This window comes from Streptomyces sp. NPDC005811, assembly GCF_040630405.1.
Lineage (GTDB): Bacteria > Actinomycetota > Actinomycetes > Streptomycetales > Streptomycetaceae > Streptomyces.
Genome location: NZ_JBEXXK010000037.1, coordinates 48,528 through 74,511, shown reverse-complemented (window position 1 = coordinate 74,511; position 25,984 = coordinate 48,528). Strand labels below are relative to the sequence as shown.

General features: G+C 71.7%; 27 protein-coding genes. 15 read left to right on the top strand and 12 right to left on the bottom strand.

Features of this window, described 5'->3' with window-relative positions; genetic code table 11:
* Positions 1-110: 110 nt before the first annotated feature.
* Entirely contained in the window at positions 111-872 is a 762-nt protein-coding gene (locus tag ABZ490_RS33450) for a TIGR00730 family Rossman fold protein (protein WP_358998564.1), read from the top strand.
* Between the two features lie 12 nt (positions 873-884).
* On the opposite strand, the gene folP is transcribed toward ABZ490_RS33450, so the two are convergent.
* The gene (folP, locus tag ABZ490_RS33445; RefSeq protein ID WP_358998561.1) at positions 885-1,745 is read right to left on the bottom strand and encodes a dihydropteroate synthase; all 861 of its coding nucleotides are present in this window, start codon (positions 1,743-1,745) and stop codon (positions 885-887) included.
* Between the two features lie 131 nt (positions 1,746-1,876).
* On the opposite strand from folP, the gene ABZ490_RS33440 reads away from it, so the two are divergent.
* Together ABZ490_RS33440 and ABZ490_RS33435 are read left to right on the top strand one after the other, a co-directional pair.
* Complete coding sequence (locus ABZ490_RS33440; protein WP_358998690.1) at positions 1,877-2,230, top strand: DivIVA domain-containing protein; 354 nt, start codon at positions 1,877-1,879, stop codon at positions 2,228-2,230.
* A complete protein-coding gene (locus tag ABZ490_RS33435; RefSeq protein WP_358998558.1) occupies positions 2,227-2,808 on the top strand; it encodes a DNA-3-methyladenine glycosylase I in 582 nt (193 codons plus the stop codon). Before ABZ490_RS33440 ends, ABZ490_RS33435 begins: the two co-directional genes overlap by 4 nt.
* A gap of 54 nt (positions 2,809-2,862) precedes the next feature.
* On the opposite strand, the gene ABZ490_RS33430 is transcribed toward ABZ490_RS33435, so the two are convergent.
* Complete coding sequence (locus tag ABZ490_RS33430; protein ID WP_358998551.1) at positions 2,863-3,654, bottom strand: enoyl-CoA hydratase-related protein; 792 nt, start codon at positions 3,652-3,654, stop codon at positions 2,863-2,865.
* 368 nt (positions 3,655-4,022) lie between these two features.
* Between ABZ490_RS33430 and ABZ490_RS33425 the strand changes: the two genes are divergently transcribed.
* Positions 4,023-4,190, top strand: a complete 168-nt coding sequence (locus ABZ490_RS33425) for a DUF3117 domain-containing protein (RefSeq protein WP_003966491.1) — start codon at positions 4,023-4,025, stop codon at positions 4,188-4,190.
* Between the two features lie 96 nt (positions 4,191-4,286).
* Here the strand turns inward: ABZ490_RS33425 and ABZ490_RS33420 are convergent, their stop codons facing one another.
* Positions 4,287-4,961 carry an O-methyltransferase gene (locus ABZ490_RS33420; protein ID WP_358998687.1) on the bottom strand — a complete coding sequence of 225 codons (675 nt, stop codon included), beginning with the start codon at positions 4,959-4,961 and terminating at the stop codon, positions 4,287-4,289.
* A gap of 260 nt (positions 4,962-5,221) precedes the next feature.
* Between ABZ490_RS33420 and sigE the strand changes: the two genes are divergently transcribed.
* The 5 genes from sigE to ABZ490_RS33395 all read left to right on the top strand — a co-directional run bounded on the left by sigE (position 5,222) and on the right by ABZ490_RS33395 (position 10,163).
* Positions 5,222-5,920 (top strand): RNA polymerase sigma factor SigE, encoded by a 699-nt coding sequence (gene sigE / locus ABZ490_RS33415; RefSeq protein WP_055635246.1) that lies wholly within the window; start codon positions 5,222-5,224, stop codon positions 5,918-5,920.
* Positions 5,917-6,867 carry a zf-HC2 domain-containing protein gene (locus tag ABZ490_RS33410; protein ID WP_358998547.1) on the top strand — a complete coding sequence of 317 codons (951 nt, stop codon included), beginning with the start codon at positions 5,917-5,919 and terminating at the stop codon, positions 6,865-6,867. The genes sigE and ABZ490_RS33410 overlap by 4 nt, the downstream gene beginning before the upstream one ends.
* Before the next feature lie 253 nt (positions 6,868-7,120).
* Positions 7,121-8,677: a trypsin-like peptidase domain-containing protein gene (locus ABZ490_RS33405; protein WP_358998684.1), complete on the top strand. Its 1,557-nt coding sequence runs from the start codon at positions 7,121-7,123 to the stop codon at positions 8,675-8,677.
* 226 nt (positions 8,678-8,903) lie between these two features.
* Positions 8,904-9,362, top strand: coding sequence for a sec-independent translocase (locus ABZ490_RS33400; protein WP_358998544.1), 459 nt, complete (start codon positions 8,904-8,906; stop codon positions 9,360-9,362).
* Positions 9,363-9,500: 138 nt separating this feature from the next.
* On the top strand, positions 9,501-10,163 hold the full coding sequence (locus tag ABZ490_RS33395; RefSeq protein ID WP_358998541.1) for a hypothetical protein: 663 nt from the start codon (positions 9,501-9,503) through the stop codon (positions 10,161-10,163).
* A gap of 92 nt (positions 10,164-10,255) precedes the next feature.
* Here the strand turns inward: ABZ490_RS33395 and ABZ490_RS33390 are convergent, their stop codons facing one another.
* Genes ABZ490_RS33390 through ABZ490_RS33380 form a run of 3 tightly spaced genes read right to left on the bottom strand, consistent with a single transcriptional unit; the run spans position 10,256 to position 13,344 of the window.
* Positions 10,256-11,389 (bottom strand): Mrp/NBP35 family ATP-binding protein, encoded by a 1,134-nt coding sequence (locus tag ABZ490_RS33390; protein WP_358998538.1) that lies wholly within the window; start codon positions 11,387-11,389, stop codon positions 10,256-10,258.
* A gap of 43 nt (positions 11,390-11,432) precedes the next feature.
* On the bottom strand, positions 11,433-12,047 hold the full coding sequence (locus tag ABZ490_RS33385) for a DUF1003 domain-containing protein (RefSeq protein ID WP_358998535.1): 615 nt from the start codon (positions 12,045-12,047) through the stop codon (positions 11,433-11,435).
* Positions 12,037-13,344, bottom strand: a complete 1,308-nt coding sequence (locus tag ABZ490_RS33380) for a CBS domain-containing protein (protein ID WP_358998533.1) — start codon at positions 13,342-13,344, stop codon at positions 12,037-12,039. Before ABZ490_RS33380 ends, ABZ490_RS33385 begins: the two co-directional genes overlap by 11 nt.
* A gap of 220 nt (positions 13,345-13,564) precedes the next feature.
* Here ABZ490_RS33380 and ABZ490_RS33375 point away from each other — a divergent pair, with 220 nt between their 5' ends.
* On the top strand, positions 13,565-14,314 hold the full coding sequence (locus tag ABZ490_RS33375) for a hypothetical protein (RefSeq protein ID WP_358998530.1): 750 nt from the start codon (positions 13,565-13,567) through the stop codon (positions 14,312-14,314).
* A gap of 13 nt (positions 14,315-14,327) precedes the next feature.
* Here the strand turns inward: ABZ490_RS33375 and ABZ490_RS33370 are convergent, their stop codons facing one another.
* Together ABZ490_RS33370 and ABZ490_RS33365 are read right to left on the bottom strand one after the other, a co-directional pair.
* Positions 14,328-14,840: a hypothetical protein gene (locus ABZ490_RS33370; protein ID WP_358998527.1), complete on the bottom strand. Its 513-nt coding sequence runs from the start codon at positions 14,838-14,840 to the stop codon at positions 14,328-14,330.
* 23 nt (positions 14,841-14,863) lie between these two features.
* Complete coding sequence (locus ABZ490_RS33365) at positions 14,864-16,009, bottom strand: magnesium and cobalt transport protein CorA (RefSeq protein ID WP_358998524.1); 1,146 nt, start codon at positions 16,007-16,009, stop codon at positions 14,864-14,866.
* Between the two features lie 457 nt (positions 16,010-16,466).
* On the opposite strand from ABZ490_RS33365, the gene ABZ490_RS33360 reads away from it, so the two are divergent.
* The gene (locus tag ABZ490_RS33360; RefSeq protein ID WP_358998521.1) at positions 16,467-17,051 is read left to right on the top strand and encodes a suppressor of fused domain protein; all 585 of its coding nucleotides are present in this window, start codon (positions 16,467-16,469) and stop codon (positions 17,049-17,051) included.
* 73 nt (positions 17,052-17,124) lie between these two features.
* Here the strand turns inward: ABZ490_RS33360 and ABZ490_RS33355 are convergent, their stop codons facing one another.
* Positions 17,125-18,336, bottom strand: a complete 1,212-nt coding sequence (locus tag ABZ490_RS33355; protein WP_358998518.1) for an MFS transporter — start codon at positions 18,334-18,336, stop codon at positions 17,125-17,127.
* Between the two features lie 126 nt (positions 18,337-18,462).
* Between ABZ490_RS33355 and ABZ490_RS33350 the strand changes: the two genes are divergently transcribed.
* The 3 genes from ABZ490_RS33350 (at position 18,463) to ABZ490_RS33340 (ending at position 20,798) form a co-directional block, all read left to right on the top strand.
* Positions 18,463-19,104: a DUF6758 family protein gene (locus ABZ490_RS33350; RefSeq protein WP_358998515.1), complete on the top strand. Its 642-nt coding sequence runs from the start codon at positions 18,463-18,465 to the stop codon at positions 19,102-19,104.
* Positions 19,105-19,282: 178 nt separating this feature from the next.
* Positions 19,283-20,140: a PHP domain-containing protein gene (locus tag ABZ490_RS33345; protein WP_358998512.1), complete on the top strand. Its 858-nt coding sequence runs from the start codon at positions 19,283-19,285 to the stop codon at positions 20,138-20,140.
* 52 nt (positions 20,141-20,192) lie between these two features.
* A complete protein-coding gene (locus tag ABZ490_RS33340) occupies positions 20,193-20,798 on the top strand; it encodes a MarC family protein (RefSeq protein WP_358998509.1) in 606 nt (201 codons plus the stop codon).
* 74 nt (positions 20,799-20,872) lie between these two features.
* Here ABZ490_RS33340 and ABZ490_RS33335 read toward each other — a convergent pair whose 3' ends face one another.
* Positions 20,873-21,025 carry a hypothetical protein gene (locus ABZ490_RS33335; RefSeq protein WP_099054039.1) on the bottom strand — a complete coding sequence of 51 codons (153 nt, stop codon included), beginning with the start codon at positions 21,023-21,025 and terminating at the stop codon, positions 20,873-20,875.
* A 193-nt stretch (positions 21,026-21,218) separates the two neighbouring features.
* Between ABZ490_RS33335 and ABZ490_RS33330 the strand changes: the two genes are divergently transcribed.
* Entirely contained in the window at positions 21,219-22,115 is an 897-nt protein-coding gene (locus tag ABZ490_RS33330; protein ID WP_358998505.1) for an NYN domain-containing protein, read from the top strand.
* On the opposite strand, the gene ABZ490_RS33325 is transcribed toward ABZ490_RS33330, so the two are convergent.
* The gene (locus ABZ490_RS33325) at positions 22,112-22,999 is read right to left on the bottom strand and encodes an alpha/beta fold hydrolase (protein ID WP_358998502.1); all 888 of its coding nucleotides are present in this window, start codon (positions 22,997-22,999) and stop codon (positions 22,112-22,114) included. The two genes, ABZ490_RS33330 and ABZ490_RS33325, sit on opposite strands and share 4 nt — an antisense overlap.
* Before the next feature lie 110 nt (positions 23,000-23,109).
* Positions 23,110-25,905 (bottom strand): DEAD/DEAH box helicase, encoded by a 2,796-nt coding sequence (locus tag ABZ490_RS33320; protein ID WP_358998498.1) that lies wholly within the window; start codon positions 25,903-25,905, stop codon positions 23,110-23,112.
* Positions 25,906-25,984 lie beyond the last annotated feature (79 nt).

The following is a 25,984-nucleotide window of genomic DNA, read 5'->3' as shown; positions in this document are numbered from 1 at the left end:
CGCACGTGCCCGACACCGGGCGCTTTGTGCCGGACACGCCGACGTCCCCCGTCCGTAACCCGGGTGGATCTACGCTGGCACGGAAAGACCTGCAAGCGGAGGGAGCGCACATGGCTACCGGAAACCCCGAGGGGAAGAAGCAGCCGCCGGACGAGCAGCGGCTGGGGCCGGTCCTCCGACGGCGGGGTCAGGTCACGGCGAGCACCACCGACCAGCGGCTGCTCGACGCGGGAGGCCCCTCGGACTGGGTCCACACGGACCCCTGGCGCGTCCTGCGCATCCAGTCGGAGTTCATCGAGGGCTTCGGCACCCTGGCCGAACTGCCCCCGGCGATCAGTGTGTTCGGCTCCGCCCGGACGCCCGCCGACTCCCCGGAGTACGAGGCGGGCGTCCGCCTCGGCCGCGCCCTCGTCGACGCCGGCTGGGCGGTGATCACCGGCGGCGGCCCCGGCGCGATGGAGGCGGCGAACAAGGGCGCCTGCGAGGCGGGCGGCACCTCGGTCGGCCTCGGCATCGAGCTCCCCTTCGAGCAGGGCCTCAACCCCTACGTCGACATCGGCCTCAACTTCCGCTACTTCTTCGTCCGCAAGATGATGTTCGTGAAGTACGCGCAGGGCTTCGTGGTCCTGCCCGGCGGACTCGGCACCCTGGACGAGCTCTTCGAGGCCCTCACCCTCGTCCAGACCCAGAAGGTGACCCGCTTCCCGATCGTCCTCTTCGGCACGGAGTACTGGGGCGGACTCGTCGACTGGCTCAAGAACACCCTGGTCGCCCAGGGCAAGGCGGCCGAGAAGGACCTGCTCCTCTTCCACGTCACGGACGACGTGGACGAGGCGGTCGCCCTGGTGTCGAAGGAAGCGGCCCGCGACTGACCGCTCAGCGGTTCAGGCGAGTCCTCGTCGGGCCACCGCCGGTGGGCGGTGGCCCGCGAGGGACGCCACCATGTCCAGCACCTGCCGGGTCTCCGCCACCTCGTGCACCCGGTACACCTGCGCGCCGAGCCACGCCGACACGGCGGTCGTCGCCAGCGTGCCCAGCACCCGCTCCTTCACCGGCCGGTCCAGCGTCTCCCCGACGAAGTCCTTGTTGGACAGCGACACCAGCACCGGCCAGCCCGTCTCCACCATCTCCGGCAGCCGCCGTGTCGCCTCCAGGCTGTGCCGGGTGTTCTTCCCGAAGTCGTGCCCGGGGTCGATCATGATCGACTCCCTCGGCACCCCCAGTTCGGCGGCCCGTTCCGCCAGCCCCACGGTCACCCGCAGAATGTCGGCCATGACGTCGTCGTACGTCACCCGGTGCGGCCGTGTCCTCGGCTCCGCGCCGCCCGCGTGGGTGCACACCAGCCCCGCCCCGTACCGCGCGGCGACCTCCGCCAGCCCGGGATCCACCCCGCCCCACGCGTCGTTCAGCAGATCCGCGCCCGCCTCGCAGACCGCCTCGCCGACCTCGGCCCGCCAGGTGTCCACGCTGATGATCACGTCAGGGAAGCGCCGTCGTACCTCCGCCACGAACCCGACCGTGCGCCGCGCCTCCTCCTCGGCGGTCACCTCGTCGCCGGGTCCGGCCTTCACCCCGCCGATGTCGACGATGGCGGCGCCCTCGGCCACGGCCTGCTCCACCCGGGCGAGCGCCGGCTCGTCCCGGAAGGTGGCCCCCTGGTCGTAGAAGGAGTCAGGGGTCCGGTTCACGATCGCCATGATCACCGGCTCGTGGGCCCCGAATTCCCGCCTGCCCAGCCTGAGCATCGCCTGTGACCTCTCCTAGTGCCTGCCGCGCATCCGCCGCCTGTGACCCTAACCGCCGGGCTCGCATGGCACGATCGGACCCACACACATCCGAGATCGAGCACACCGAGCGTGGGGACCCACCGATGGTTATGTTCTTGTTCCTGGTCATCGCGCTCGCCGTCGTGGTCGCCGCGGTGACACTCGCCGTGGTGGGCGGCGGTGAGGGCACCGGCCCGCTGCCCGAGGTGGCCCCCGAGCGCCTGCACGACCCGCTGCCCCCGGACCGTCCGCTCGACCGGTCCGACGTCGACCGGCTCCGCTTCCCGCTCACCCTCCGCGGCTACCGCATGGAGGACGTCGACGACGCCCTGAACCGGGTCGCCGCCGAGCTCGCCGAGCGCGACGCCCGGATCGCCGTCCTGGAGACCGCCCTCGCGGGTGCCCAGCCCCCGGCGCGGCCCCATGTCTCCTTCGAGAAGCCCGCGCCGGAGGACGAACAGTGAGCGACGGCGCCGCCCTCGCCGGCCCCGACGGCGCCCTGCGCTGCCCCTGGGCCCTGTCCACGCCCGACTACATCACGTACCACGACGAGGAGTGGGGCCGCCCGGTCCACGGCGACGACGCCCTCTTCGAGCGCCTCAGCCTGGAGGCCTTCCAGTCCGGCCTGTCCTGGATCACGATCCTGCGCCGCCGCGAGGGCTTCCGCGCCGCGTTCGCCGACTTCAAGATCGCCTCGGTGGCCGCCTTCACCGACGAGGACCGCGAACGCCTGCTCGCCGACGCCGGCATCATCCGCAACCGGGCCAAGATCGACGCGACCCTGGCCAACGCCCGCGTGCTCCTGGACTGGACCCCGGGCGCCCTGGACGAACTGATCTGGTCCCACGCCCCGACGCGGACCGAGGCCCCGAAGACCCTGTCGGACGTCCCGGCGGTCACGGACGAGTCGACGGCCCTGTCGAAGGCCCTCAAGAAGAAGGGCCTCCGCTTCGTGGGCCCGACGACGGCCTACGCGCTGATGCAGGCGTGCGGTTTGGTGAACGACCACTTGGAGACCTGCGTGAGCAGAAGCGCCCCTTAGGGGCGCGGGGAACTGCGCGACCAGCCACAGCGCACCCGCACCCGCCACGTGACCTCAGCGCCCCAGATACTGAGGCGTCTCCTTCTTCACGAACGCCGAAACCGCAATCGTGTGGTCCTCGGACGCACCGGCCCGAGCCTGCAACTCGTCCTCCTTCTCCAGCGTCTCGGAGAGCGAGTGCGAGAACCCGAACGCAACGGCCTCCTTGAGTGCCGCGTAGGCCACGGTCGGCCCTGAAGCCAACGCCCGCGCCACCTTCTCGCCCTCGGCACGCAGATCGGCGGAGGGGACCACCCGGTTCGCGATCCCCAGCTCGTACGCCTCCTGCGCCGGGATGTTCCGCGGGAACAGCAGCAGATCGGCGGCCCGCCCCGGCCCGACCACCCGCGGCAGCGTCCAGGAGACACCGGAGTCGGCGGTCAGCGCGACCTTCGCGAACGAGGTGTTGAAGGACGCCGTGTCGGCGACGACGCGGTAGTCCGCCGCCAGCGCGAACCCGAAGCCCGCGCCCGCCGCGACCCCGTTCACCGCGGCGACGACCGGCTTCGCCGCCTCCGTCAGCGCCCGCACGATCGGGTTGTAGTGCTCCTTGACCGTGCTCATGACGTGCCCCGACCCCTCGGCCAGCAGCCCGATGTGCTCCTTGAGGTCCTGGCCGACGCAGAAGGCCCGGTCCCCGGCGGCGGTCAGCAGCACCGCCCGCACCCCGGTGTCGTCCGCCGCCGCGCGCGCCGCGTCCCGCAGGGCGACCTTGGCCGCCACGTTCAGCGCGTTCATCGCCTCGGGGCGGTTCAGCGTGATCGTCGCGAGCCCGTCGCTCACCTCGTAGAGCACGGTGTCGGCCATGTCGTATCCCCTTATGCGTGTCGGCTCGTGTGTCTGCTTGTGTGTCCGCTAGGTCACCAGAGAACAGCATGGCGTCCGAGGACCGGACGTGACGTGTGACCTGCGTCAAAGAATTCGACCCGGTTCACGGACCCGGGGTGTCCGTGCGGCGGCGCAGTATCGCAGCCACATCGCCGAATTGGGTGGTTTTGCTCGCGCGCGTTGCCCAAGCGATGCCTACTGATGTTGGTCATCGGGTCCTGAGATGCGGGATAATGGCCGGGAAGCAATGTGTTCGATGCCGGTGTCGCGTGTCCCACCTGGATCGCGCGTGCCCTGCCAGGGCCGTCGGCTTTTGACGTGAGCTGGTTTCAGGAAGGGGAACGAGCATGGCGGCCATGAAGCCGCGGACGGGCGATGGCCCGCTCGAGGTGACCAAGGAGGGGCGGGGCATCGTCATGCGCGTTCCGCTCGAAGGCGGCGGTCGGCTCGTCGTCGAGCTGACGCCCGACGAGGCCGACGCGCTCGGCGACGCCCTCAAGAAGGTCGTCGGCTGACGCGCAAGCGACCATACCCTTTCAGTCGCCCCGGCATCCCCTTGGGTGCCGGGGCCGCTGTCTCTCCGAGGCTGCCTCGCCCGTACGGCCCAGTGCTCAGCGCTTGACCGCGCACAGCAGCCCGTCGCCCACGGGCAGCAGGGACGGCACCAGCTCCTGGCTCTCGCGCACCGCCCGCAGCAGCTCCCGGACCCTTATGACCTCCGTGGGCTGCGGGCCCGAGTCGACCGTGCGGCCGTTGGCGAAGACCCCCTCGAAGACCACGAGCCCGCCCGGGCGCAGCAGACGCAACGATTCGGCGAGATAGTCGAGGAACTCCAGCCGGTCGCCGTCGCAGAAGACCAGGTCGTAGCCGGCGTCCGCGAGCCGGGGCAGCACGTCGAGTGCGCGGCCGGGGATGAACCGGGCCCGGTTGCTGGCGAAGCCGCAGGCACGGAAGGCCTGCCGGGCGAACTGCTGGTGCTCCGGCTCGGGGTCGACCGTGGTCAGGACCCCGTCGGGACGCATGCCGTACAGCAGGTGGATCCCGGAGACGCCGGTGCCGGTACCGATCTCCGCGACCGCCTTGGCGTCCACGGTGGCGGCGAGCAGCCGCAGCGCGGCGCCGGTGCTGGGCGACACCGAGCGCAGCCCTGCCTCGCGGGCCCGGTCACGGGCCCAGCGCAGCGCGTCGTCCTCGGCGGCATAGGCGTCGGCGAACGCCCAGCTTGCCTGCCGGTTGCCGGTAATGACCCTCTCCTGTCCCCGCTGGTTGCCTCGGCGTGACTGTATCCGTTGGTGCCGGGAACCCGCAGATGGGACCAGGCGTTTGAAGGGGTGGGAACGAGGAGCGGGGGACACAGTTGGATCACGACGAGGGACGAGACGTCGAGCAAGTGCTGACGCAGCCGTATGAGCCGTATCAGCACAGATCAAATTCTCGTAAAACCGCTTATCCGGAGCTAACGGGCGAGGTGGCTATGGTAGGGGCTCCACTGGACACCACCAGAGCCGACAGGGGAGGTGCGGCTGCGCCTGTGGATCGGGGAGGAGTGCTGCGGCGCTTTCTCGGATCGGCGGGCAGGCCGAAATCCGTGAACGACACCGCTGACCACCGTCACGCCGGCGACTACGCCCAGACCGCGACCTTCTCCACCGACGCGGACGGGCAGGCGTGGACTCCGCCCACCTGGGAGGAGATCGTCAGCATGCACAGCGGCCGGGTCTACCGGCTCGCCTACCGTCTGACCGGCAACCAGCACGACGCCGAGGACCTCACGCAGGAGGTCTTCGTCCGCGTCTTCCGCTCCCTGTCGACCTACACCCCCGGCACCTTCGAGGGCTGGCTGCACCGCATCACCACCAACCTGTTCCTGGACATGGTCCGCCGCAAGCAGCGCATCCGCTTCGACGCGCTCGGCGAGGACGCGGCCGAGCGGCTGGCCAGCAAGGAGCCCACCCCGCAGCAGGTCTTCAACGACGCCCACTTCGACGCGGACGTCCAGCAGGCCCTCGACACCCTCGCGCCCGAGTTCCGCGCCGCGGTCGTCCTGTGCGACATCGAAGGACTGTCGTACGAGGAGATCGCCGCCACCCTCGGCGTCAAGCTGGGCACGGTCCGCTCGCGGATCCACCGCGGCCGCTCGCAGCTGCGCAAGGCCCTCGCCCACCGCTCCCCGAAGGCGCGCGCCGAGCGCCGCTCCTTCGTGTCCCGGGTGCCCGCTCTGGGAGGAGGGGGCGCGACCGCGTGACCGGAACCCGACGTACCCCCGCAGAGGGGCTCCTCGCAGAACAGCATCTGGGAGACCGGCTCTCCGCCCTCGTGGACGGCGAACTCGGTCATGACACCCGTGAGCGCGTCCTCGCGCACGTGGCGACCTGCGCGAAGTGCAAGGCCGAGGTCGACGCCCAGCGCCGGCTGAAGAACGTCTTCGCGGAAGTAGCCCCGCCCGCCCCCTCCGAGAGCTTCCTGGCCCGTCTCCAGGGGCTCCCCGCAGGAGGTGACCCGGACGGCGGCGGTACGCCGCTGGGCAGGGGAGGCTTCGGTGACGGCGTCTTCGGGGTGAGCCGGGAGGAGCCGTTCTCCTTCGGCTATCTGCCCACGAGCGACCACGGCTCCGCGCTGGCACCCGCCGACCGCGGCTTCCGGATCCACCCCGTCGGCCGGGACGGCGAGCGCTCCCGCGGGATGCGCTTCGCCTTCGTCGCCGCCGGCGCGGTGTCGCTGGCCGCGATCGCCCTCGGCGGGATGAACACCGGCGCGCCGGTCGACACCGCCGCGGACGCGCGCGGCGGAAGCGGCGGGAGCAATGTGACACCGGCCCGCACGCCGGGCTCGGGCTCCGCCACGACCGAGAACCAGCGGCGCCGGGCCGCCGGACCGCTGCTCGCCCAGGGCGGCCAGCTCCTCGGCACCCCCGCGGCGCCGACGGAGGTCTCCGCCCCGCTGCTGCCCGGCGTGCCCTCCCCGGCCTCCGGTCACCTGGAGCAGACGGCCCTGCACCGGCTCACCACCCCGGTGATGGCCGGGGCGGCGGCCATGTCCCCGCTGATACGTCCGCTCGGTACGACCCCGCCGATCGCCGTGACCTCCTGGGCCACCGCCCCCGAGATCACCGGCCCCGGCCTGCTCGCGGGGCCCGCCCCCGACACCACGTCCGCCCCCGTCGCCTCCCCGCCCTCGCACGACCTGCGCTGAAGTCGGTCCCTGCGCCGGTCCGACGTGAACCTGGTTGAATCCAGGAGCCGGGGTTCACCCGGCCGTGACCGGGTCCGACGGTGGGGAGAGCATGGACGAGGGGACGGGGGCCTCCGGCGGCAGGGCCGAGGAGGCGGGTGCGGGCTCGGGGGACTACGAGTTGGACCTGCCCGTGAGCCGAGGGGACGCGGTCGAGGCCGGGGGCGCCGGTGACGTGGCTGCCGGGGAGCCGTCCGTGGAGGAGGCCGCCGTGATGCCGCCCTCCGAGGCGGCACCGTCGGGCCCCGTCCCGGCCGCCGACGAGCCTCCCAGGCCGCTGCACGACCCCGACCCCTACAGCACCCCGCCCTACGGCCACCCGGGCCCGTGGGCCCCGGCCCCACCGGTCCAGCACCCGGCGACCACACACGCCCAGACGCCCACCCCGGCACAGCCCGCGCCGGAGCCTGCCGTGCCGGAGCCTGCCGTGCCGCCGGCCCCCGCACCGGGAGGCCCCGCACCCGAGCCTGCTGTGGCCGCCCCGCAGGCTCCCCTCTCGGCTCCCGAAGGTTCCGCGCCCGACCCGGCCGTCCCCGCCGCACTCCCCACCCCCACCCCCTCCGACAACAATCCCTGGCACCGCTACGACCCCTGGGCCCCCGCGCCCGTCGGGCCGTTGCAGGAGAGCGGGGGCGGTGCGCTCAGCGAGGGGGAGCGGCGGCGGCAGGTGCGGCAGCGGCTCGTCTGGGGCGCGCTGGCGCTGGCGTTGGCCTCCGGGGTGCTCGGCGGGGTCGTGGGAGCCCAGCTGGAGCGCAACGGCGGGTTCGGCCGTGTGACGCTCCCGCAGGCGTCCGCGGAGCCCACCGGACGCGCCGCGGACAGCGTCGCGGGCATCGCGGCCCGTGCCCTGCCCAGTGTCGTCACCCTGCATGTCAGCGGCAGCGAGGAGTCCGGCACGGGCACCGGCTTCGTGCTCGACACCAGCGGCCACATCCTCACCAACAACCACGTCGTCGAGCCCGCCGGCGGCGACGGCGAGATAACCGTCGTCTTCAACGGCGGCCAGACCGCGAAGGCGGACGTCGTCGGCCGGGACAGCGGCTACGACCTCGCCGTGGTCAAGGTCAAGGGGGTCAGCGGCCTGCGGCCGCTCCCGCTCGGCAACTCCGACGGCGTCCAGGTCGGCGACCCGGTCGTCGCCATCGGCGCCCCCTTCGACCTGGAGGGCACCGTCACCTCCGGCATCATCAGCGCCAAGGAACGCCCCATCACGGCCGGCGGCGACAGCGGCGACGCGAGCGACGTGTCGTACGTCGACGCGTTGCAGACCGACGCCCCCATCAACCCCGGCAACTCCGGCGGCCCCCTGCTCGACGCCCGGGGCCGGGTCATCGGCATCAACTCCGCCATCCGCTCCGCGGCCGACGGCGCCGACTCCGGCACCGGCGAGGCCGGCTCGATCGGCCTCGGCTTCGCCATCCCCGTCAACCAGGGCAGACGCGTCGCCGAGGAGCTGATCAACACCGGTCACGCGACGCACCCGGTCATCGGTGTCACCCTCGACCTGGACTACGCCGGCGACGGCGCCCGGGTGAGCGCCAAGGGCGGCAGCGCCGGCGCCCCGGTCACCCCGGGCGGCCCCGGAGCGCTGGCCGGCATCAAGGCCGGGGACGTGATCACCGAGGTCGACGGCACCCGGGTCCACTCCGGCACCGAGCTGATCGTCAAGACCCGCGCCCACCGCCCCGGCGACCGCCTGGAGCTGACCGTCGAACGCGACGGCAGGGAACGTACGCTCTCCCTGGTCCTGGGATCGGCTGAGGGCGACTGAGCAGCAGGCTGTGCACAGGGATTGACAGAAACCTCACAGGCCGGACCCCGAAACCCCCTCCGACAAGGCAAACAACGCGGAAAACCGGCCGTGTGCACCCGGTCGGGCAGCGCGGGACAGTACCGGTCGGACAGGTGCGACAGGTACCGTGGACCCGGCCCGGACCACGGAAGACCTGACCTGACCGCCGAGGGCCGAGGACCGCGGACATCCCAAGGAGCTTCAGGTGTTCAATGACATAGGACCGCTCGAGCTGGTGACGATCGTCGTCCTGGCCGTGCTCGTCTTCGGTCCTGACAAGCTCCCGAAGGTCATCCAGGACGTGATGCGCACCGTCCGGAAGATCCGTGAGTTCTCCGAGAGCGCCAAGCACGACATCCGCGCCGAACTGGGGCCGGAGTTCAAGGACTTCGAGTTCGAGGATCTCAACCCCAAGACCTTCATCCGCAAGCAGCTCGACAACGACGAGCTGGGGCTGAAGGAGATCCGCAACGGCTTCGACATCAAGAAGGAGATGGCCGAGGTCACCGAGGCCGTCCACGGCCGTGACACGGACTCGTCTTCGTCCTCCTCTTCGTCGTCGTCCTCCTCGTCCTCCTCGTCCGGCGGGCGCATCGACATGACGAAGAAGCCCGAGGAGCCGGGCACGGACGACCGTCCGCCCTTCGACTTCGACGCCACGTGATCTTCGCCGCCTGACGGCCGCCTTCCCCGCTGTTCGTGACGGGGTGGCTATGCTGCCTGGTTGTTGTGCGGAGCGGACGAGTACGCCCGAAGGGGGGCGGGCCGGACCGTTCCGTCGAGAGCGAGGAGGCGTCCGGGCATGGAGACGACGAGTCGGGCAGTCGAACAGATGCCGGCCGCGGAGGGTGGACAGCAGGTCCCCTCCGCCCGGCACACCGTCGGCGGCTACCTGGAGGCGCCCTTCCCGTGGTACGGCCTCGACGAGGCCTTCACGGGGCCGCGCTGGCCGATGCAGGTGGGGACGGCGGCCGACGGGGCCGTCGAGCACGGTTCCATCGGACACGGTGACGAACCCTCCGTACGGCACGAGACGGCCGGGGAGGACCGGGGGAGATTCGCGGTCGTCGTGACCGTCGCCGCCCATCCGTCCCGCCGCAGCGCCGACGGCACGGGGCTGCTGGAGGCCACCTCGGTGTCCTCTGCGGCCTGGCTGGCCGGGGTGGGGCTGCTGTCCTTCACCTGGCCCGGGCAGATGGACCACAGTCTGCGGGACGACTGGCTGGACCAGCAGACGGAGACGGCGTGGGCGCTGGCGGACGATCTCGCCGGGCCGGAGTGGTCGAGCCTCTCCCTGCCGGTGGACGGGGTGCCCACGCCGTTCCACTACCGCGAGTCGGAGTTCGGGTGGGTGCTGGCCGGGTCCACCGAGCAGGGGGTGCACCTCGGGGCGTACGGCAGGGGAATGAGCGCTTATGGGCTCGGGTTCTCCGTGGTGAAGGACGTCGCCGAGTACGTGGTCTAGGCCGGAGGGGAACTGCGGGCCGTGTGTGGCTGGTCGCGCCCGCGCGGCGGAGCCGCATATCGATGCGGCCCCGCGCCCCTGCGTAAGTCGCGCTAGAACTTGTTCTTCGGGGTGATCCCCAAGGACAGTCCCGAAAGGCCCCTCTGCCGTCCCCCGAGCTTTCCGGCGATCGCCCGCAGAGCGGACCCCGCCGGGCTGGCCGGGTCCGTCAGGACCACCGGCTTGCCCTCGTCGCCGCCCTCGCGGAGGCGGACGTCGATCGGGATGGAGCCGAGGACGGGGACCGTGGCGCCCGTCGTGCGGGTCAGGCCGTCCGCGACGAGCTGACCGCCGCCCGTGCCGAAGACGTCGACCATCTCGCCGCAGTGCGGGCAGGGCAGGCCGGACATGTTCTCGACCACGCCGACGATCTTCTGGTGCGTCTGGACGGCGATCGCGCCCGCGCGCTCGGCCACCTCGGCCGCCGCCTGCTGCGGGGTCGTGACGACCAGGATCTCCGCGTTCGGGACGAGCTGCGCCACCGAGATCGCGATGTCGCCGGTGCCGGGCGGGAGGTCCAGGAGGAGGACGTCCAGGTCGCCCCAGTAGACGTCCGCGAGGAACTGCTGGAGCGCGCGGTGGAGCATCGGTCCGCGCCAGACGACCGGGGCGTTGCCGGGCGTGAACATGCCGATGGAGATGACCTTCACGCCGTGCGCCGACGGCGGCATGATCATGTTCTCGACCTGGGTCGGACGGCCGTCCGCGCCGAGCATGCGCGGCACGCTGTGGCCGTAGATGTCGGCGTCGACGACGCCCACCTTGAGACCGTCGGCCGCCATCGCCGCCGCCAGGTTCACCGTCACCGAGGACTTGCCGACGCCGCCCTTGCCGGACGCCACCGCGTAGACCCGGGTGAGGTTGCCGGGCTTGGCGAAGGGGACCTCGCGCTCGGTCTGCCCGCCGCGCAGGGCGTTCGCCAGCTCCTTGCGCTGCTCGTCGCTCATGACGTCGAGCGTGACGTCGACGCGGGTGACACCCTCGACCCCGGAGACCGCCTCGGTCACCCGCTGGGTGATCGTCTCGCGCATCGGGCAGCCGGAGACCGTCAGGTACACGGTGACCGCGACCGCTCCGTCCGCACCGATCTCCACCGACTTGACCATCCCCAGCTCGGTGATGGGTCGGTTGATCTCCGGGTCGTTCACCGTCGCCAGTGCCTCGCGCACCGCGTCTTCGCTAGCCATAAGGACGATGGTACGGCGCCCCCGGGGGACCGCGGCCAGCCCCTCAGCGGTCGTCTGCGTCACGTCCCGGCGACCGATCTGCCGGGAATACGACCCTGCCCTCCTGCCCGTCGTGTCCGGCGCGCAAGCCGTCCAGCTCCTTGAGCATGTCCTGGAGCTCGTTGCGGATCCAGTCGCGGGTGGCGACCTCGCCGAGGCCCATCCGCAGCGACGCGACCTCCCGGGTGAGGTACTCGGTGTCGGCGATCGACCGCTCGTTCTGCTTGCGGTCCTGCTCGAGGTTGACGCGGTCGCGGTCGTCCTGCCGGTTCTGCGCGAGCAGGATCAGCGGGGCCGCGTAGGACGCCTGGAGGGACAGCATCAGGGTGAGGAAGATGAAGGGGTAGTTGTCGAAGCGCAGGCCGTGCGGGGCGAAGACGTTCCACAGCACCCACATGATGATGACGACCGTCATCCAGACGATGAACCGCCCGGTGCCCAGGAAGCGCGCGATGCGCTCGGAGAGCCGGCCGAAGGCCTCCGGGTCCCACTCGGGCAGCAGCCGGCGCCGGGGCGGGCGTGGCTGGTCGAGCCGGGCACGCGGGCGGGTGGTCGCGGTCGCGCCGGAGGGGGTGCGCTCCCGCGCGTTCTCCCGCGTGCCGTCGCGCTCAGGAGCCATGGGGGACCACCCCCTCACCCGTCGTGTCGTCGGCCTCGTCGTTCAGGTGGAACTCCGTCTCCCGCCAGTCGTCGGGCAGCATGTGGTCCAGAACGTCGTCCACGGTGACCGCGCCGAGCAGCGCCCCCGCCTCGTCCACCACGGGCGCCGCGACCATGTCGTACGTCGCGAAGAACCCGGCGACGACCGGGAGCTGGGCCTCCGGGTCGAGCGCTTGGAGGTCGTCGTCGAGGACCGCGCTGACCAGCGTGTACGGCGGTTCGCGCAGCAGCCGCTGGAAGTGCACCGTGCCCAGGTACTTGCCGGTGGGGGTCTCGTCGGGCGGGCGGCACACGTACACCTGGGCGGCGAGCGCCGGGGACAGATCGGGGTTGCGGACGCGCGCGAGGGCGTCGGCGACGGTGGCGTCGGGGCGCAGGATGATCGGCTCGGTGGTCATCAGACCGCCCGCCGTGTGCTCCTCGTACGACATCAGCCGCCGCATGTCGGCCGCGTCGTCGGGCTGCATCAGGCTCAGCAGCCGCTCCTTGTCCGCCTCGGGCAGCTCGGCCAGCAGGTCGGCCGCGTCGTCGGGGTCCATGGCCTCCAGGACGTCGGCCGCGCGCTCCTCCTTCAGCTTGCCGAGGATCTCGATCTGGTCGTCCTCGGGCAGCTCCTCCAGGACGTCGGCGAGACGGTCGTCGTCGAGGGCGGCGGCGACCTCGGCGCGCCGCTTGGCGGAGAGGTGGTGCAGGACGTTGGCGAGGTCGGCGGGGCGCAGCTGCTCGAAGGTGGCGAGCAGGCTCTCGGCGCCCTGCCCGTGCTCCTCCAGGGAGAACCCGGTCACCGCCGACCAGCCGACCGTGAGCGTCTCGCCCTTGGCCCGCCGGAAGGCGCCGCCCTTCCTGCCCTTGCGGACGAAGACGCGGGTGATCTCCCAGTCCCGGCGGGCCGGCAGCTGCTGCACGGACACGTCGAGGACGGTGACCTCCTCGTCGGTCTCGACGAGGGTGACGCGCCGGTCGAGGAGCTCCCCGAAGACGAGCCGCTCGGTGGGCCGCTGCTCGAAGCGGCGGACGTTGAGCACACCGGTGGTGATGACCTGGCCGGACTCGATGCCCGTCACCCGGGTCATGGGCAGGAAGATGCGGCGCCGGGTGGACAGTTCGACGACCAGGCCGAGCAGCCGTGGGGGACGGCGTCCGACGCGCAGCATGACGACCAGGTCACGCACGCGGCCCACCTGGTCGCCGTTGGGGTCGAAGACCGGGACACCGGCGAGGTGCGAGACGAAGATCCGGGGGGCACCGGCTGCCATGGCTGTGGTTCCCTGCTTCCTTTTGCGTACTGCGGTGCGGCTGGTTTCGTTTTCCGAACCGCCTTCCCAATTGCCCGCTCCTGCGGGCTTCAGGCTAGCCCGTCCCGATCGGATACGCCCTGGTGAGCGGTCCGGACGGACCCGCTCCGAGGACGGTGCGGGACCCCGGTACGCTGCCGTACGCCGCGCCGCACACCCCCGCAGAAAGGCGGCCTTCTCTGTGACTGCGAATCCCCGGAGCCGTACCCGCCGGGCCGCGCTGGTGAGCGCGCTGTGCGCACTGGTCGTGGGCCTGGGAGCGGGGTGCGGCGAGGATCCGGACGCGGGCACGAACGGGGTGGGCAAGCTGCCCGCCGCGCAGATCCAGACGAAGACCAGGACGGCCGCCGGATCGGTGGACGCGGTGCGGCTGTCGGGGTCCGTCGTCACCAGCGGCCGTACGTACAAGCTCGACATGCGGCTGAAGGATGACGGCGGCACCGGGTCGGTGACCTCGGAGGGGGCCACCTTCCATCTGCTGCGGGTCGGCGAGCAGCTGTTCCTGAAGGCCGACGCGGCGTTCTGGACCCATGAGGACGGCACGTCCGACGACGACGCCAAGGACACGGCCGCCGCGGACAAGCTCGACGGCAAGTATGTGAAGGTGCCGCCGGGGGACCCCTCGTACAAGAAGTTCAGTGTCTTCACGGACAAGGACCTCCTTCTCGACGGTCTGCTGACCCTGCACGGCGCGGTGAAGACGGACGGCCACCACGAGCAGTCCGGCACCCGCACCATCCGCATCACCGGGGACGGCGGCGACGGCGGCACCCTGGACGTCTCCCTGGAGGGCGAGCCGTACCCCCTGCGCCTGGTCCGGGCGGGCGGCGCGGGCACCCTGACCTTCTCCTCCTGGGGCAAGGACTTCGCCCTGGAGGAGCCGCAGAAGGGTGAAACGGTGGATTACGGGCAGCAGCTCCCGACGTCATAGAGGGCGCTTCGAACTAGCCCTTCCGCCGCCGCACCAACAACCGGTGCAGCCCCGCGGGAGCCGCCTCCCGCGTGGTGGCGGGCGACGGCACGGGCCGCGCCGCCAGATCCCCGTCGGGCAACGGCAGCACACCCCTCGTCGGCTCCAGGCGAAGCACCCGGCACTCCCGCGCCCACCGCTCCGGCATCGCCTCGCCGTCGGACGCGTTCAGCCGCTTGCCCTTCAGCTCGGCGACGGCCGCGTCCCACTGCTCCGACCCGGGCGCGAGCGGGACCACGGCAGCCGTCCAGGAGACCAGCCGACCGCCCTTGTCCTTGCTGCGCACGGTCACCTCGGCGGTGCCGCCCTCGACGAGCCCCGGCAGCGGCTGCTCCCCGGGCCCGTCGCCGACCACACAGGCGGCGCCCTCGTGCCACGCGTGCCACAGCGCACGCGCGGCCGGTTCACCCGCGCCCTTGACCCAGATGAGGCCGGACTTCTTGGTGGCCTCCTCGACGAGGGCCTGGTCGAGCAGCTCGCTAGTCATGGTCTCAGCGTAACCAGCCGTGCTCACAGCCAGCCGTTGCGCTTCAGGGTGCGGTGGATGCCGACACACATCCCGACCATCACCGTCATGACGACGGGGTAGCCGAACTTCCAGTGCAGTTCCGGCATGTAGTCGAAGTTCATGCCGTACACCCCGCAGACCATCGTCGGTACGGCGATGATGGCCGCCCAGGACGTGATCTTGCGCATGTCCTCGTTCTGGGCGACGGAGGCCTGCGCGAGGTTGGCCTGGAGGATCGAGTTGAGCAGTTCGTCGAAGCCGACGACCTGCTCCTGGACGCGGGCGAGGTGGTCGGCGACGTCCCGGAAGTACTTCTGGATGTCGGGGTCGACCAGCCGCATCGGCCGCTCGCTGAGCAGCTGCATCGGGCGCAGCAGCGGGGAGACGGCCCGCTTGAACTCCAGCACCTCACGCTTGAGCTGGTAGATCCGGCCGGCGTCGGTGCCGCGCGGGGTGCCCTTGCGGCCCGGCGAGAACACCTCGGTCTCGACCTCGTCGATGTCGTCCTGGACGGCGTCGGCGACCGCGACGTACCCGTCGACGACGTGGTCGGCGATGGCGTGCAGCACCGCCGAGGGGCCCTTGGCGAGCAGCTCGGGGTCGTCCTGGAGGCGGTGGCGCAGCGCGCGCAGCGAGCCCTGGCCGCCGTGCCGGACGGTGATGAAGAAGTCCTTGCCGGTGAAGCACATGACCTCACCGGTCTCCACGACCTCGCTGTTGGCGGTCAGCCGGTCGTGCTCGACGTAGTGGATGGTCTTGAAGACGGTGAACAGGGAGTCGTCGTAGCGCTCCAGCTTGGGGCGCTGGTGGGCCTGCACCGCGTCCTCCACGGCCAGCGGGTGCAGCCCGAACTCGCCCGCGATACCGGAGAATTCGGCCTCGGTCGGCTCGTGCAGCCCGATCCACACGAAGCCGCCGTCGCGCCGCACCTGCCGCATGGCCTCCTGCGGGGTCAGCGCGTGCCCGAACTCCACGCGGGAGCCGTCGCGGTAGACGGCGCAGTCGACGACGGCCGACGGCATCGCGGGGTCGCGGGTGGTGTCGTAGGCGCCGGTGTCCACGCGGACACCGCCCTTGCGGACGCCGCCCTTGAGCAGGGAGGGGCGGGCGGGACGGACCACGGCACGCAGGTCGCGGATCATCGACATGGCAGGGCTCCTTCGCGTCGGGCAACGAAAGGCCGTGGTGACGGGTGGAACTACCCGGAATGGGGACGTCCTGCTTCGGATGTTTGGCACGTCCACAAAGCGGGGAGCACCGCACCGTCGCGGTGGCGAGTTCGCTGCTGATTCAGATCAGACAGATCAGGCAAAACGAAACGAAGTGCTCTTCCGCGTGAAGACGCGAACAGGAAAGGACGGCGGTCAGCCGGAACCCAGGGGAAGCTGCATCAGCGGCCGGAAGAGCGAGTGGTACTGCACGGGTGACTTCGATCCATGACAGCCCCACCTCCTCCAGCCGGTCCCTCGTAAGGGAGTCCCATCGGCGTCGAGGCAAGATCGCGACGCTTCTGCGTGCTGCCCCGAACCACCGGCTCAGACTATCAGCCACCTGAAGTGTCAAGGCGCTGCTTTGCCCGGTACTGACGAGTTCTATGCTCGCGACATGGCTGATGTTCTTCCTCTCGTCGAGGCCCGGTTGCGTACGGCGCTGGGCGAGCCGGACGCCCGCGCGGCGGTCACCTTCCTCGGTACGGACCGTGTCGAGGTGCTCCGTTTCCACGAGGGCGACATCGTCCGCTACGCCACGCTCGGCATGTCCGCGCAGCCGATGGCGGACCCCACCGCGGTGCTCGCCGACCCGGTCAAGGGACCCCGTGCCGAGCTGGTCCTCTCCGTGCGGGGCGGGCTCGCCGACACCGACAAGGTGCTCCGCCCGCTGGCCGTGCTTGCCGCGTCTCCGCAGGTCGAGGGGGTGGTCGTGGCACCCGGCGCCTCCCTGGAGGTGGGTGAACCGCTGTGGCCGGGCGCCGCGTTCACCTCGGTCCTGGTCGCCGAACCGGGCGGCCTGGTCGAGGATCTGGACCTGGACGAGCCGCTCGATCCGGTCCGCTTCCTGCCGCTGCTCCCGATGACCCCGAACGAGGCCGCCTGGAAGCGGGTGCACGGCGCCCAGGCCCTCCAGGAGCGCTGGCTGACACACGGGACGGACCTCCGGGATCCCGCCCGCAGGTCCGTCCCGCTCGACTGACACGTCGTGAGGAAGGTCACCAACCGGTGGCCGAAAAGCTTCGGTTGGCAAAGGACGACCTCCGCACGGCCCGTCAGTTCGCGAACACACCGACCGAGTCCTCGGTGGCGTGCCGCACCGTCAGCTCCTCGACCTCGTGCGTCAGGGCCTTCCGCCGTACGACGACCACGACCGCGCCGAGGACCGCGGTGACCGCCGCGACCACGAACGGGACGTGGAGGTCGGTCCACTCCTCGATCTTCGGCGCGAAGTACGGCGCGGCCGCCGCGGCGAACCACCGCACGAAGTTGTAGCCCGCGCTCGCCACCGGCCGCGGCGCGTCGGACACGTCGAGCGCCAGCTCGGTGTACACGGTGTTGTTCACGCCGATGAACGCGCCGGACAGGACCGTGCAGACGATCGCCGTGGTGTGCGAGCCGTAGCCGAGCACCAGCACATCGGCCGCGAGCAGCACCAGTGAGCCGCCGAGCACCTTCAGCGAGCCGAACCGCTCCTGGAGCCGGGGCGCCACGACCACCGAGAAGACCGCGAGCAGCACACCCCAGGCGAAGAACACCGCCCCCGACCTGTAGGGGGTCATGTCCAGCACGAACGGGGTGAAGGCCAGCACGGTGAAGAACGTGTAGTTGTAGAAGAACGCCGAGGCCGCCGCGGAGGCGAGACCGCCGTGGCCGAGGGCCCTCACCGGGTCGAGCAGCGAGGTCTTCCGAGCAGGCGTGGGCTGCTCCTTCAGGAACGCCGTGATGCACAGGAAGCCGACCGCCATCAGGAACGCGGTGCCGAAGAAGGGGTAGCGCCAGCTCGCGTCGCCGAGCACCGCGCCGAGCAGGGGGCCGCAGGCCATGCCGAGGCCGAGGGCGGACTCGTACAGCAGGATCGCGGCGGCGCTGCCGCCGGCCGCCGCGCCGACGATGACGGCGAGGGCCGTCGACACGAAGAGGGCGTTGCCGAGGCCCCAGCCGGCGCGGAAGCCGACGAGTTCGGCGACCGAGTCCGAGGTGCCGGCCAGGCCCGCGAAGACCACGACGAAGGCGAGCCCGAGCAGCAGGGTCCTGCGGCCGCCGATCCGGCTGGAGACGAAGCCCGTCACCAGCATCGCGAACGCGGTGATCAGGAAGTACGAGGTGAAGAGCAGGGAGACCTGGCTGGGTGTGGCGTCGAGGCCCTGCGCGATGGACGGCAGGATCGGGTCGACCAGTCCGATGCCCATGAAGGCGACCACGGAGGCGCCGGCCGTCGCCCACACCGCCCTGGGCTGACGCAGAAGACCGGAAGTAGTTGGCATATACACACGATAAGTTAGGTCAGCTAATTAATGCAACCTACATGCATCCTGGTCCGGTGAACCCGTTCCGGCCGGACGGGTGATCGTCCTTGACGTGGGCCTGCTCGGGTAGGACCGTGGGGCCCTATGAGGGGCGAACCCAGTTGCCCGAAGTGTGGTGGCCGGGTCAGGGCTCCCGGACTCTTCTCCGACTCCTGGCAGTGCGATGTGCACGGGACGGTGCATCCACTCCAGCCCGTGATCCCGCCCAGCGTCGAGGCCCTCAGTGTCGTGGTGCACCGCACCCAGGTGCCCGTGTGGATGCCGTGGCCCCTGCCGGTCGGGTGGCTCTTCACGGGGGTGACGTACGCCGGTGACGACCGCAGCGGCGGGCGCGCTTCCGCGGTCGCCTGCTCCGGACCCGGTCCGCTGGGCGGGGTGGCCGAGCTGATCCTCGTCGCGGAGGAGCTCGGCGTGGGGCTCGGTGCGCGGTACGCCGGGATCGACGGGCCGGACCCGGGGCCGTACATGAGCGTCGAGAAACCCGCCCAGGCGAAGGTGCTGGCCGTCGGCCGGCCCACCCCGTTGTGGCATGTCTCCGGGGTGCCGGACGACCGGGCCGTGTTCGCGGGGGAGGCCCGCGGGCTGTGGCTGTGGGCCGTGATGTGGCCCGAGCAGGCCGGATTGCTCATGTACGACGAGCTGGTGCTGACGGATCTGCGGGATGCGGGGGCGGAGGTGGAACTGGTGCCGTGCGGGGCGTTGTCGCCGCGCTTGCTCAAGCCGTAGGGGTGCGGCAGCCGACCTGAAGGGGCGCGGGGAACTGTGCGACAAGCCCTCACGGACCCGCACCCGACCAGTCGTGTGTGTAGGGGGTGAACCCGCCCTTCGGGTGTGACATCCGGTGTTCGAATCTGGGCTATGCTGAGGCGTCCCTTCCGTTTGTCGTCCCGCTGGGAGTTCGTTCGTGCGTATCGATCTGCACTGCCACTCCACGGCGTCCGATGGCACGGACACGCCCGCCGAGCTGGTGCGGAACGCCGCCGCCGGAGGGCTGGACGTCGTCGCGCTGACCGATCACGACACCACCCGCGGGTACGCGGAGGCGATCGCGTCGCTGCCCGAGGGGCTCACCCTGGTCACCGGTGCCGAGCTGTCGTGCCGGATCGACGGGGTCTCGATGCACATGCTGGCCTACCTCTTCGACCCCGAGGAGCCCGCCCTGCTCGCCGAGCGCGAGCTGGTGCGCGACGACCGGGTGCCGCGTGCGCGGGGCATGATCGCCAAGCTCCGGGAGCTGGGCGTGCCCGTCACCTGGGAGCAGGTGGCGCGGATCGCCGGTGACGGCTCCGTGGGGCGGCCGCACGTCGCGACCGCGCTCGTCGAGCTCGGGGTCGTGCCGACCGTGAGCGACGCCTTCACCCAGGACTGGCTCGCCGACGGCGGCCGGGCCTACGTCGAGAAGCACGAGACGGACCCCTTCGAGGCGATCCGGCTGGTCAAGGGCGCGGGCGGGGTCACCGTCTTCGCGCACCCGGGCGCCAGCAAGCGCGGCCGTACGGTCCCCGAGTCCGCGATCGCCGAGCTGGCCGCCGCCGGCCTCGACGGTATCGAGGTCGACCACATGGACCACGACGAGGACACGCGCGCCCGGCTGCGCGGGCTGGCGAAGGACCTCGGGCTCCTCGTCACCGGCTCCTCCGACTACCACGGCAGCCGAAAGACCTGTGTGCTCGGCGAGTACACGACCGACCCCGAGGTGTACGGGGAGATCACCCGGCGTGCCACCGGGGCGTTCCCCGTGCCGGGGACCGGCGGGGCCTGAGGATCACCTCCGCCCGTCCGCTCCCCCTCTTTCCCGCAAGGCCTCTGTACTGATGTTCGACGTTGCCGTCTTCGGCTCTCTGTTCCTCACCCTTTTCGTCATCATGGATCCCCCGGGGATCACCCCGATCTTCCTCGCCCTGACCGCCGGACGCCCCGGCAAGGTGCAGAAGCGGATGGCGTTCCAGGCCGTCTGTGTCGCGGGCGGTGTCATCACCGTCTTCGGGCTGCTCGGGCACCAGATCCTGAACTATCTGCACGTCTCCGTGCCCGCGCTGATGATCGCGGGCGGACTGCTGCTCCTGCTCATCGCACTGGACCTGCTCACCGGCAAGACCGACGAGCCGAAGCAGACCAAGGACGTCAATGTGGCGCTGGTGCCGCTGGGCATGCCGCTGCTGGCCGGGCCGGGCGCGATCGTGTCGGTGATCCTGGCCGTGCAGAAGGCCGACAGCGCCGCCATGCAGGTGTCGGTGTGGGTGGCGATCCTCGCCATCCATGTCGTGCTGTGGCTGGTGATGCGCTACTCGCTGCTGATCATCCGCGTCATCAAGGACGGCGGAGTGGTCCTGGTGACCCGGCTCGCGGGCATGATGCTCTCCGCCATCGCCGTGCAGCAGATCATCAACGGCGTCACCCAGGTCGTCCGCGCGAGCTGACCGGCGTCCACGCACAGAGCCCCGTACGGCGATCGGCGCCGTACGGGGCTCTGAAGTGTGTTTGGTCCCGCGGACTACGAGGCCGCGGAGTCGGCCGGTCGGATCCAGAGCCGCTGCCCTATGGCGGCGGCGTCCTGCACGATCCGGTTGACGGAGGCGGCGTCCACGACGGTGCTGTCCACGGGCGTGCCGTCGACGTCGTCGAGTCGCATGATTTCGAAGCGCATGGGCTTCTCCCTTCGTCTGGTCATCCTCCTGGAGGATTGCTCGTTACATGAGTAGTCAACGGGCTGCGTGTTACAAACATTCCCTACGCTAAAGAAATTTTTCGAACGGCTAATTACCCATGGGTAAGAGTGTGGATGGAGACTGAACGGGATCGGTTGTGTTCACAGCGTGACCGCCGGGACAATGGAGGCGATGAACGACGACCTCCCGGCCCTTGCCGCCCGCATCGACCACACGAACGAACTGCTCACCCGCATGCTCGCCGAGGTGGCCAAGACACCCTCGACCCATGCGATCTTCGTCGACGCGGGGTACCTCTATGCCGCCGCGGGCCGGCTGATCGCCGGGACGGAGGACCGCAGGGCCTTCGACCTCGACGCCGAGGGTCTGATCGAGGCGCTCATCGACCGCGCCCGCACCATCTTCGCGGACAGCAGACTGCTGCGCGTCTACTGGTACGACGGCGCCCGGCGCCGCATCCACACCGCCGAACAGCAGTCCATCGCCGAACTCCCCGACGTCAAGGTCCGGTTGGGCAACCTCAACGCCAACAACCAGCAGAAGGGCGTCGACTCGCTGATCCGGACCGACCTGGAGTCACTGGCCCGGCACCGCGCCATCAGTGACGCGGCCCTCCTCGGCGGCGACGAGGACCTGGTCTCGGCGGTGGAGGCCGCCCAGGGGTACGGCGCCCGCGTCCACCTGTGGGGCATCGAGGCACCCGAGGGCCGCAACCAGGCCGAGCCGCTGCTCTGGGAGGTCGACAGCCAGCGCACCCTCGACCTCGACTTCTTCAAGCCGTACGTCGTCCGGCGCACCGCCCCCGCCTACGAGGCGAGCGGCGCGAGCCGCCCCACCCGCGAGGACGTCCGGTTCGTCGGCGCCCAGATCGCGGCGAAATGGCTCGCGGCGCGCGGCCGGGAGGCCCTCGTCGAGCTGCTGCCCGGCCACCCCTATCTGCCCGGCTCCGTCGACCAGGACCTCCTCGTGGAGGCCGAGGGCATCCTGCAGTACTCCCTGCGCGGCCAGTCCGACCTGCGGCGCGCCCTGCGCGACGGGTTCTGGGAGCACGTACAGACGCAGTACTAGCCGTTCCGGGGGTGCCGGTCCCAGAAGTCGGCGAGGCCGTGGGCCGTCGGCAGCGGCCGGTCCAGGTTGGGGGAGTGCTCGGCATCCGGGACGACGGTCCGGTCGGCCCGCAGCCGTACGGCCATCTCGTCCAGCAGCGGCACCGGCCAGGTGTCGTCCCGCGCGCCCGACAGGACGTGGAACGGCAGCGGCACGGCGGCGAGTTCGTCGACACGGTCCGGCTCCGCGCACAGCTGACGGCCCGTGGCGAGCAGCTGGGCGGGCTTGTGGTTCAGCCAGCGCAGCCGCAGCTGCTCCGGATCCCCGAAGCCGCGCGCCGGACCGCCGACCTCCTCCGGCGGGCCCATCGCCACGATCGCCTCCCACACCTCGGGCATCGTCATCGCGGCGAGCGCGTCGTGCAGCAGCTTCACCCGCAGCTTCTGCGACTCCGAGATCTCGGCCGGCCCTGAGGACATCAGGGTGAAGGACAGGAAGGCGGAGTGGTCAAGGAGGACCGCCGCACGGGCGATCTGGCCGCCCAGGGAGTGCCCGAGCAGATGCACGGGGGTGCCGAGCGCCACCGCCTGCGCGAGGACGTCCCGGGCCAACTCCTCGCGGGCGTACGGCGCTTCGTCGGCGGCCGGCCCGCCGGACTCGTTCTGTCCGCGTCCGTCCACCGTGACCGTGCGGTAGCCGCGCGCCGCCAGGGGCCCGTGCATGTGGTGGAAGTCCTCCTTGCTGCCGGTGAAGCCGGGCAGCAGCATCGCCACGCCCCGCTCCGCGACACCGGCGGCCGGCGGTGAGTCGACGACGGCGAAGTCACCGCGCGCGGTCCGCAGCGCATACGCACGGGCACCGGGAGGCGGGGGAAAGGGGGTCGAGGAGAAGGTCGGCCTGGTCACCTGCTGAGGCTACCCGCAGGGGTGGACGGGAACGCCGACGGCCCGGCTCCTCCGTGGGGAGGAACCGGGCCGTCGGTCCGTGCATCAGGTGTCCGTGCATCCGGTGCCGGTCAGCCGTCCGCGGGCTCCGCGGCGGCCGTCGCCTTACGGGTGCGACGCACCCTCGGCTTCGCCTCGGCGGCCTCGGAATCCCCGGCCGGGGCGGCGACCGCGGTCTTCCGGGTGCGGCGCGGCTTGGCCTCCGCCTCCTCAGCCGTGGCCTGCGCCGGGATCTCGGCCGTCACCGTGGCGGCGGCGGTCTTCCGGGTGCGGCGCGGCTTGGCCTCGGTCGCCTCGACGGCTTCCGCCGGGGCGGCGACCGCGGTCTTGCGGGTGCGGCGCGGCTTGGCCTCGACGGCCTCGGCCGTGTCGACCGCGGCCTCCGCCGGGGCGGCGGCGGTCTTCCGCGTCCGGCGCGGCTTGGCCTCCGTGTCCTCCGCAGTGTCGACGGCCGCCTCGGCGGGCGCGGCAGCGGTCTTGCGGGTGGTCCGGCGCGGCTTGGCCTCCGCCTCCACGGCGGTGGCCTGGGCCGGGATCTCGGCCGTGGCGGCCGAATCCGGGGCCTCGGCGGCCTTGCGCGTGGTCCGGCGCCGGGGCTTGGCCTCGACGGCCTCGGCGGTGTCGACCGCGGCTTCGGCCGGGGCGGTGGCCGCGGTCTTCCGGGTCCGGCGCGGCTTGGCCTCGGTCGCCTCGGCGGCTTCCGCCGTGTCCACGGCGGCCTCCGCCGGAGCGCTGGCCGTGGTCTTCCGCGTGCGGCGGGGCTTGGCCTCGACCGCTTCGGCCGTGTCCACGGCGGCTTCCGCCGGGGCGGTGGCCGTGGTCTTGCGGGTGCGGCGGGGCTTGGCCTCGACGGCCGTGGCGGTCTCGACGGCCTCGGCCGTGTCGACCGCGGCCTCCACGGGAGCGGCGGCGGCCTTGCGGGTCCGGCGCGGCTTGGCCGCGGCGGCCTCGGCGGTGTCGACCGCGGCTTCCGCCGGGGTGGCGGCAGCGGTCGTCTTGCGGGTGCGGCGGGGCTTGACCACAGCGGCCTCGGCGACCTCCGTGACCGGGGCCGTCTCGACCTTCTCGACCGTCTCGGCCTTCTCGACGACGGCCTCGGCGGCCGGCGCCGCGGCCGTGGTCCTGCGGGTGCGGCGGCGCGGCGCGGCGGGGGCCTCGGGGGCCGCCTCCGTGCCCTCGGCCGTGGCCACGGCCGCTTCGGCGGACGGGGTCTGAGCCGGCGTCGGCTGCGTCGCCTCGGCCGTCTCCGTGGCCGGGGCGGTCTCCGCGGTCCTGCGGGTGCGGCGACGGCGCGGCTTGGCCGGGGCGTCCGCGGTCTGCGGGGCCTCGGGGGCGTCCAGGGACGGCCCCTCCGCGGTCGTCAGGGCCGCCTCTGCGGCCTCCGGCGCGGCGGACGTCACAGCGGTCACGGCGGTCGCCTCGGCGGCCGCTCCGGCGCGCGTACGGCGTCGGCGGCGCGGGGTGCGGGACGCGGCGGCCTCCTCGGCCACCGGCGTCTGCTCCGTGGTGGAGACCTCCGGCGCTCCGTCGAGCGCGGACCCGCCGCGCGTACGGCGTCGGCGGCGCGGCGTACGGGCCGGACGCTCGCGCTCGTCGGAACGGTCGGCGGAGCGGGACTCGCCCCGGCCACCGCGCTCGTTGCGGCCGCCACGGACACTGCGTGCACCGCGGCCGCCCGGCTCGCCCAGGTCCTCCAGCTCCTCCGCGTCCAGCCCCGCGCGCGTGCGCTCGGAGCGCGGCAGGACACCCTTGGTGCCCGCCGGGATGCTCATCTCCTCGTAGAGGTGCGGGGAGGTGGAGTACGTCTCCGGCGGATCGTTGAACGACAGCTCCAGCGCCTTGTTGATCAGCTGCCAGCGCGGGATGTCGTCCCAGTCGACGAGCGTGACCGCGATGCCCTTGGCGCCCGCGCGGCCCGTACGGCCGACGCGGTGCAGGTACGTCTTCTCGTCCTCGGGGGTCTGGTAGTTGATGACGTGGGTGACACCCTCGACGTCGATGCCGCGCGCGGCGACGTCGGTGCAGACGAGGACGTCCACCTTGCCGTTGCGGAAGGCGCGCAGCGCCTGCTCGCGGGCTCCCTGGCCGAGGTCGCCGTGGACCGCGCCGGAGGCGAAGCCGCGCTGCTTGAGCTGGTCGGCGAGGTCGGCGGCGGTGCGCTTGGTACGGCAGAAGATCATGGCGAGGCCACGGCCCTCGGCCTGGAGGATGCGCGCGACCATCTCCGGCTTGTCCATGTTGTGCGCGCGGTACACGTGCTGCGAGATGTTCGCGACGGTCACGCCCTCGTCGTCCGGCGCGGTGGCGCGGATGTGCGTGGGCTGCGACATGTAGCGGCGGGCGAGCCCGATGACCGCGCCCGGCATGGTCGCCGAGAACAGCATGGTCTGGCGGCGCGCCGGCAGCAGGTTGATGATCTTCTCGACGTCGGGCAGGAAGCCCAGGTCGAGCATCTCGTCGGCCTCGTCGAGGACGAGGGACTTGATGTGCTGGAGGTTGAGCTTCTTCTGGCCCGCGAGGTCGAGGAGCCGGCCCGGGGTGCCGACGACGACGTCGACGCCCTTCTTGAGGGCCTCGACCTGGGGCTCGTAGGCCCGGCCGCCGTAGATGGCGAGAACGCGCACGTTGCGCACCTTGCCGGCGGTCAGCAGGTCGTTGGTGACCTGGGTGCACAGCTCGCGCGTGGGGACGACGACGAGCGCCTGCGGGGCCTCGGTGAGGTCCTCGGGCTTCGCGCGGCCGGCCTCGACGTCGGCGGGGACGGTCACGCGCTCGAGGAGCGGGAGTCCGAAGCCGAGCGTCTTTCCGGTGCCGGTCTTGGCCTGGCCGATGACGTCCGTGCCCGACAGGGCCACGGGGAGGGTCATCTCCTGGATGGGGAAGGGAGTGGTGATGCCGACGGCCTCCAGGGCCTCGGCGGTCTCGGGAAGGATTCCGAGCTCTCGG

What these genes read in the sequence shown, in the direction of transcription:
- ABZ490_RS33335 (WP_099054039.1), bottom strand. Translation starts at nt 21,025, where the DNA reads ATGCGCTTCGAAATCATGCGACTCGACGACGTCGACGGCACGCCCGTG.
- ABZ490_RS33380 (WP_358998533.1), bottom strand. Translation starts at nt 13,344, where the DNA reads ATGGCAGCCGGTGCCCCCCGGATCTTCGTCTCGCACCTCGCCGGTGTC.
- ABZ490_RS33430 (WP_358998551.1), bottom strand. Translation starts at nt 3,654, where the DNA reads ATGGCCGACACCGTGCTCTACGAGGTGAGCGACGGGCTCGCGACGATC.
- ABZ490_RS33440 (WP_358998690.1), top strand. Translation starts at nt 1,877, where the DNA reads ATGTTCTTGTTCCTGGTCATCGCGCTCGCCGTCGTGGTCGCCGCGGTG.
- ABZ490_RS33360 (WP_358998521.1), top strand. Translation starts at nt 16,467, where the DNA reads ATGGCTGATGTTCTTCCTCTCGTCGAGGCCCGGTTGCGTACGGCGCTG.
- folP (WP_358998561.1), bottom strand. Translation starts at nt 1,745, where the DNA reads ATGCTCAGGCTGGGCAGGCGGGAATTCGGGGCCCACGAGCCGGTGATC.
- ABZ490_RS33350 (WP_358998515.1), top strand. Translation starts at nt 18,463, where the DNA reads ATGAGGGGCGAACCCAGTTGCCCGAAGTGTGGTGGCCGGGTCAGGGCT.
- ABZ490_RS33395 (WP_358998541.1), top strand. Translation starts at nt 9,501, where the DNA reads ATGGAGACGACGAGTCGGGCAGTCGAACAGATGCCGGCCGCGGAGGGT.
- ABZ490_RS33370 (WP_358998527.1), bottom strand. Translation starts at nt 14,840, where the DNA reads ATGACTAGCGAGCTGCTCGACCAGGCCCTCGTCGAGGAGGCCACCAAG.
- ABZ490_RS33405 (WP_358998684.1), top strand. Translation starts at nt 7,121, where the DNA reads ATGCCGCCCTCCGAGGCGGCACCGTCGGGCCCCGTCCCGGCCGCCGAC.
- ABZ490_RS33425 (WP_003966491.1), top strand. Translation starts at nt 4,023, where the DNA reads ATGGCGGCCATGAAGCCGCGGACGGGCGATGGCCCGCTCGAGGTGACC.
- ABZ490_RS33450 (WP_358998564.1), top strand. Translation starts at nt 111, where the DNA reads ATGGCTACCGGAAACCCCGAGGGGAAGAAGCAGCCGCCGGACGAGCAG.
- ABZ490_RS33330 (WP_358998505.1), top strand. Translation starts at nt 21,219, where the DNA reads ATGAACGACGACCTCCCGGCCCTTGCCGCCCGCATCGACCACACGAAC.
- ABZ490_RS33385 (WP_358998535.1), bottom strand. Translation starts at nt 12,047, where the DNA reads ATGGCTCCTGAGCGCGACGGCACGCGGGAGAACGCGCGGGAGCGCACC.
- ABZ490_RS33340 (WP_358998509.1), top strand. Translation starts at nt 20,193, where the DNA reads ATGTTCGACGTTGCCGTCTTCGGCTCTCTGTTCCTCACCCTTTTCGTC.
- ABZ490_RS33320 (WP_358998498.1), bottom strand. Translation starts at nt 25,905, where the DNA reads ATGACCCTCCCCGTGGCCCTGTCGGGCACGGACGTCATCGGCCAGGCC.
- ABZ490_RS33390 (WP_358998538.1), bottom strand. Translation starts at nt 11,389, where the DNA reads ATGGCTAGCGAAGACGCGGTGCGCGAGGCACTGGCGACGGTGAACGAC.
- ABZ490_RS33365 (WP_358998524.1), bottom strand. Translation starts at nt 16,009, where the DNA reads ATGTCGATGATCCGCGACCTGCGTGCCGTGGTCCGTCCCGCCCGCCCC.
- ABZ490_RS33355 (WP_358998518.1), bottom strand. Translation starts at nt 18,336, where the DNA reads ATGCCAACTACTTCCGGTCTTCTGCGTCAGCCCAGGGCGGTGTGGGCG.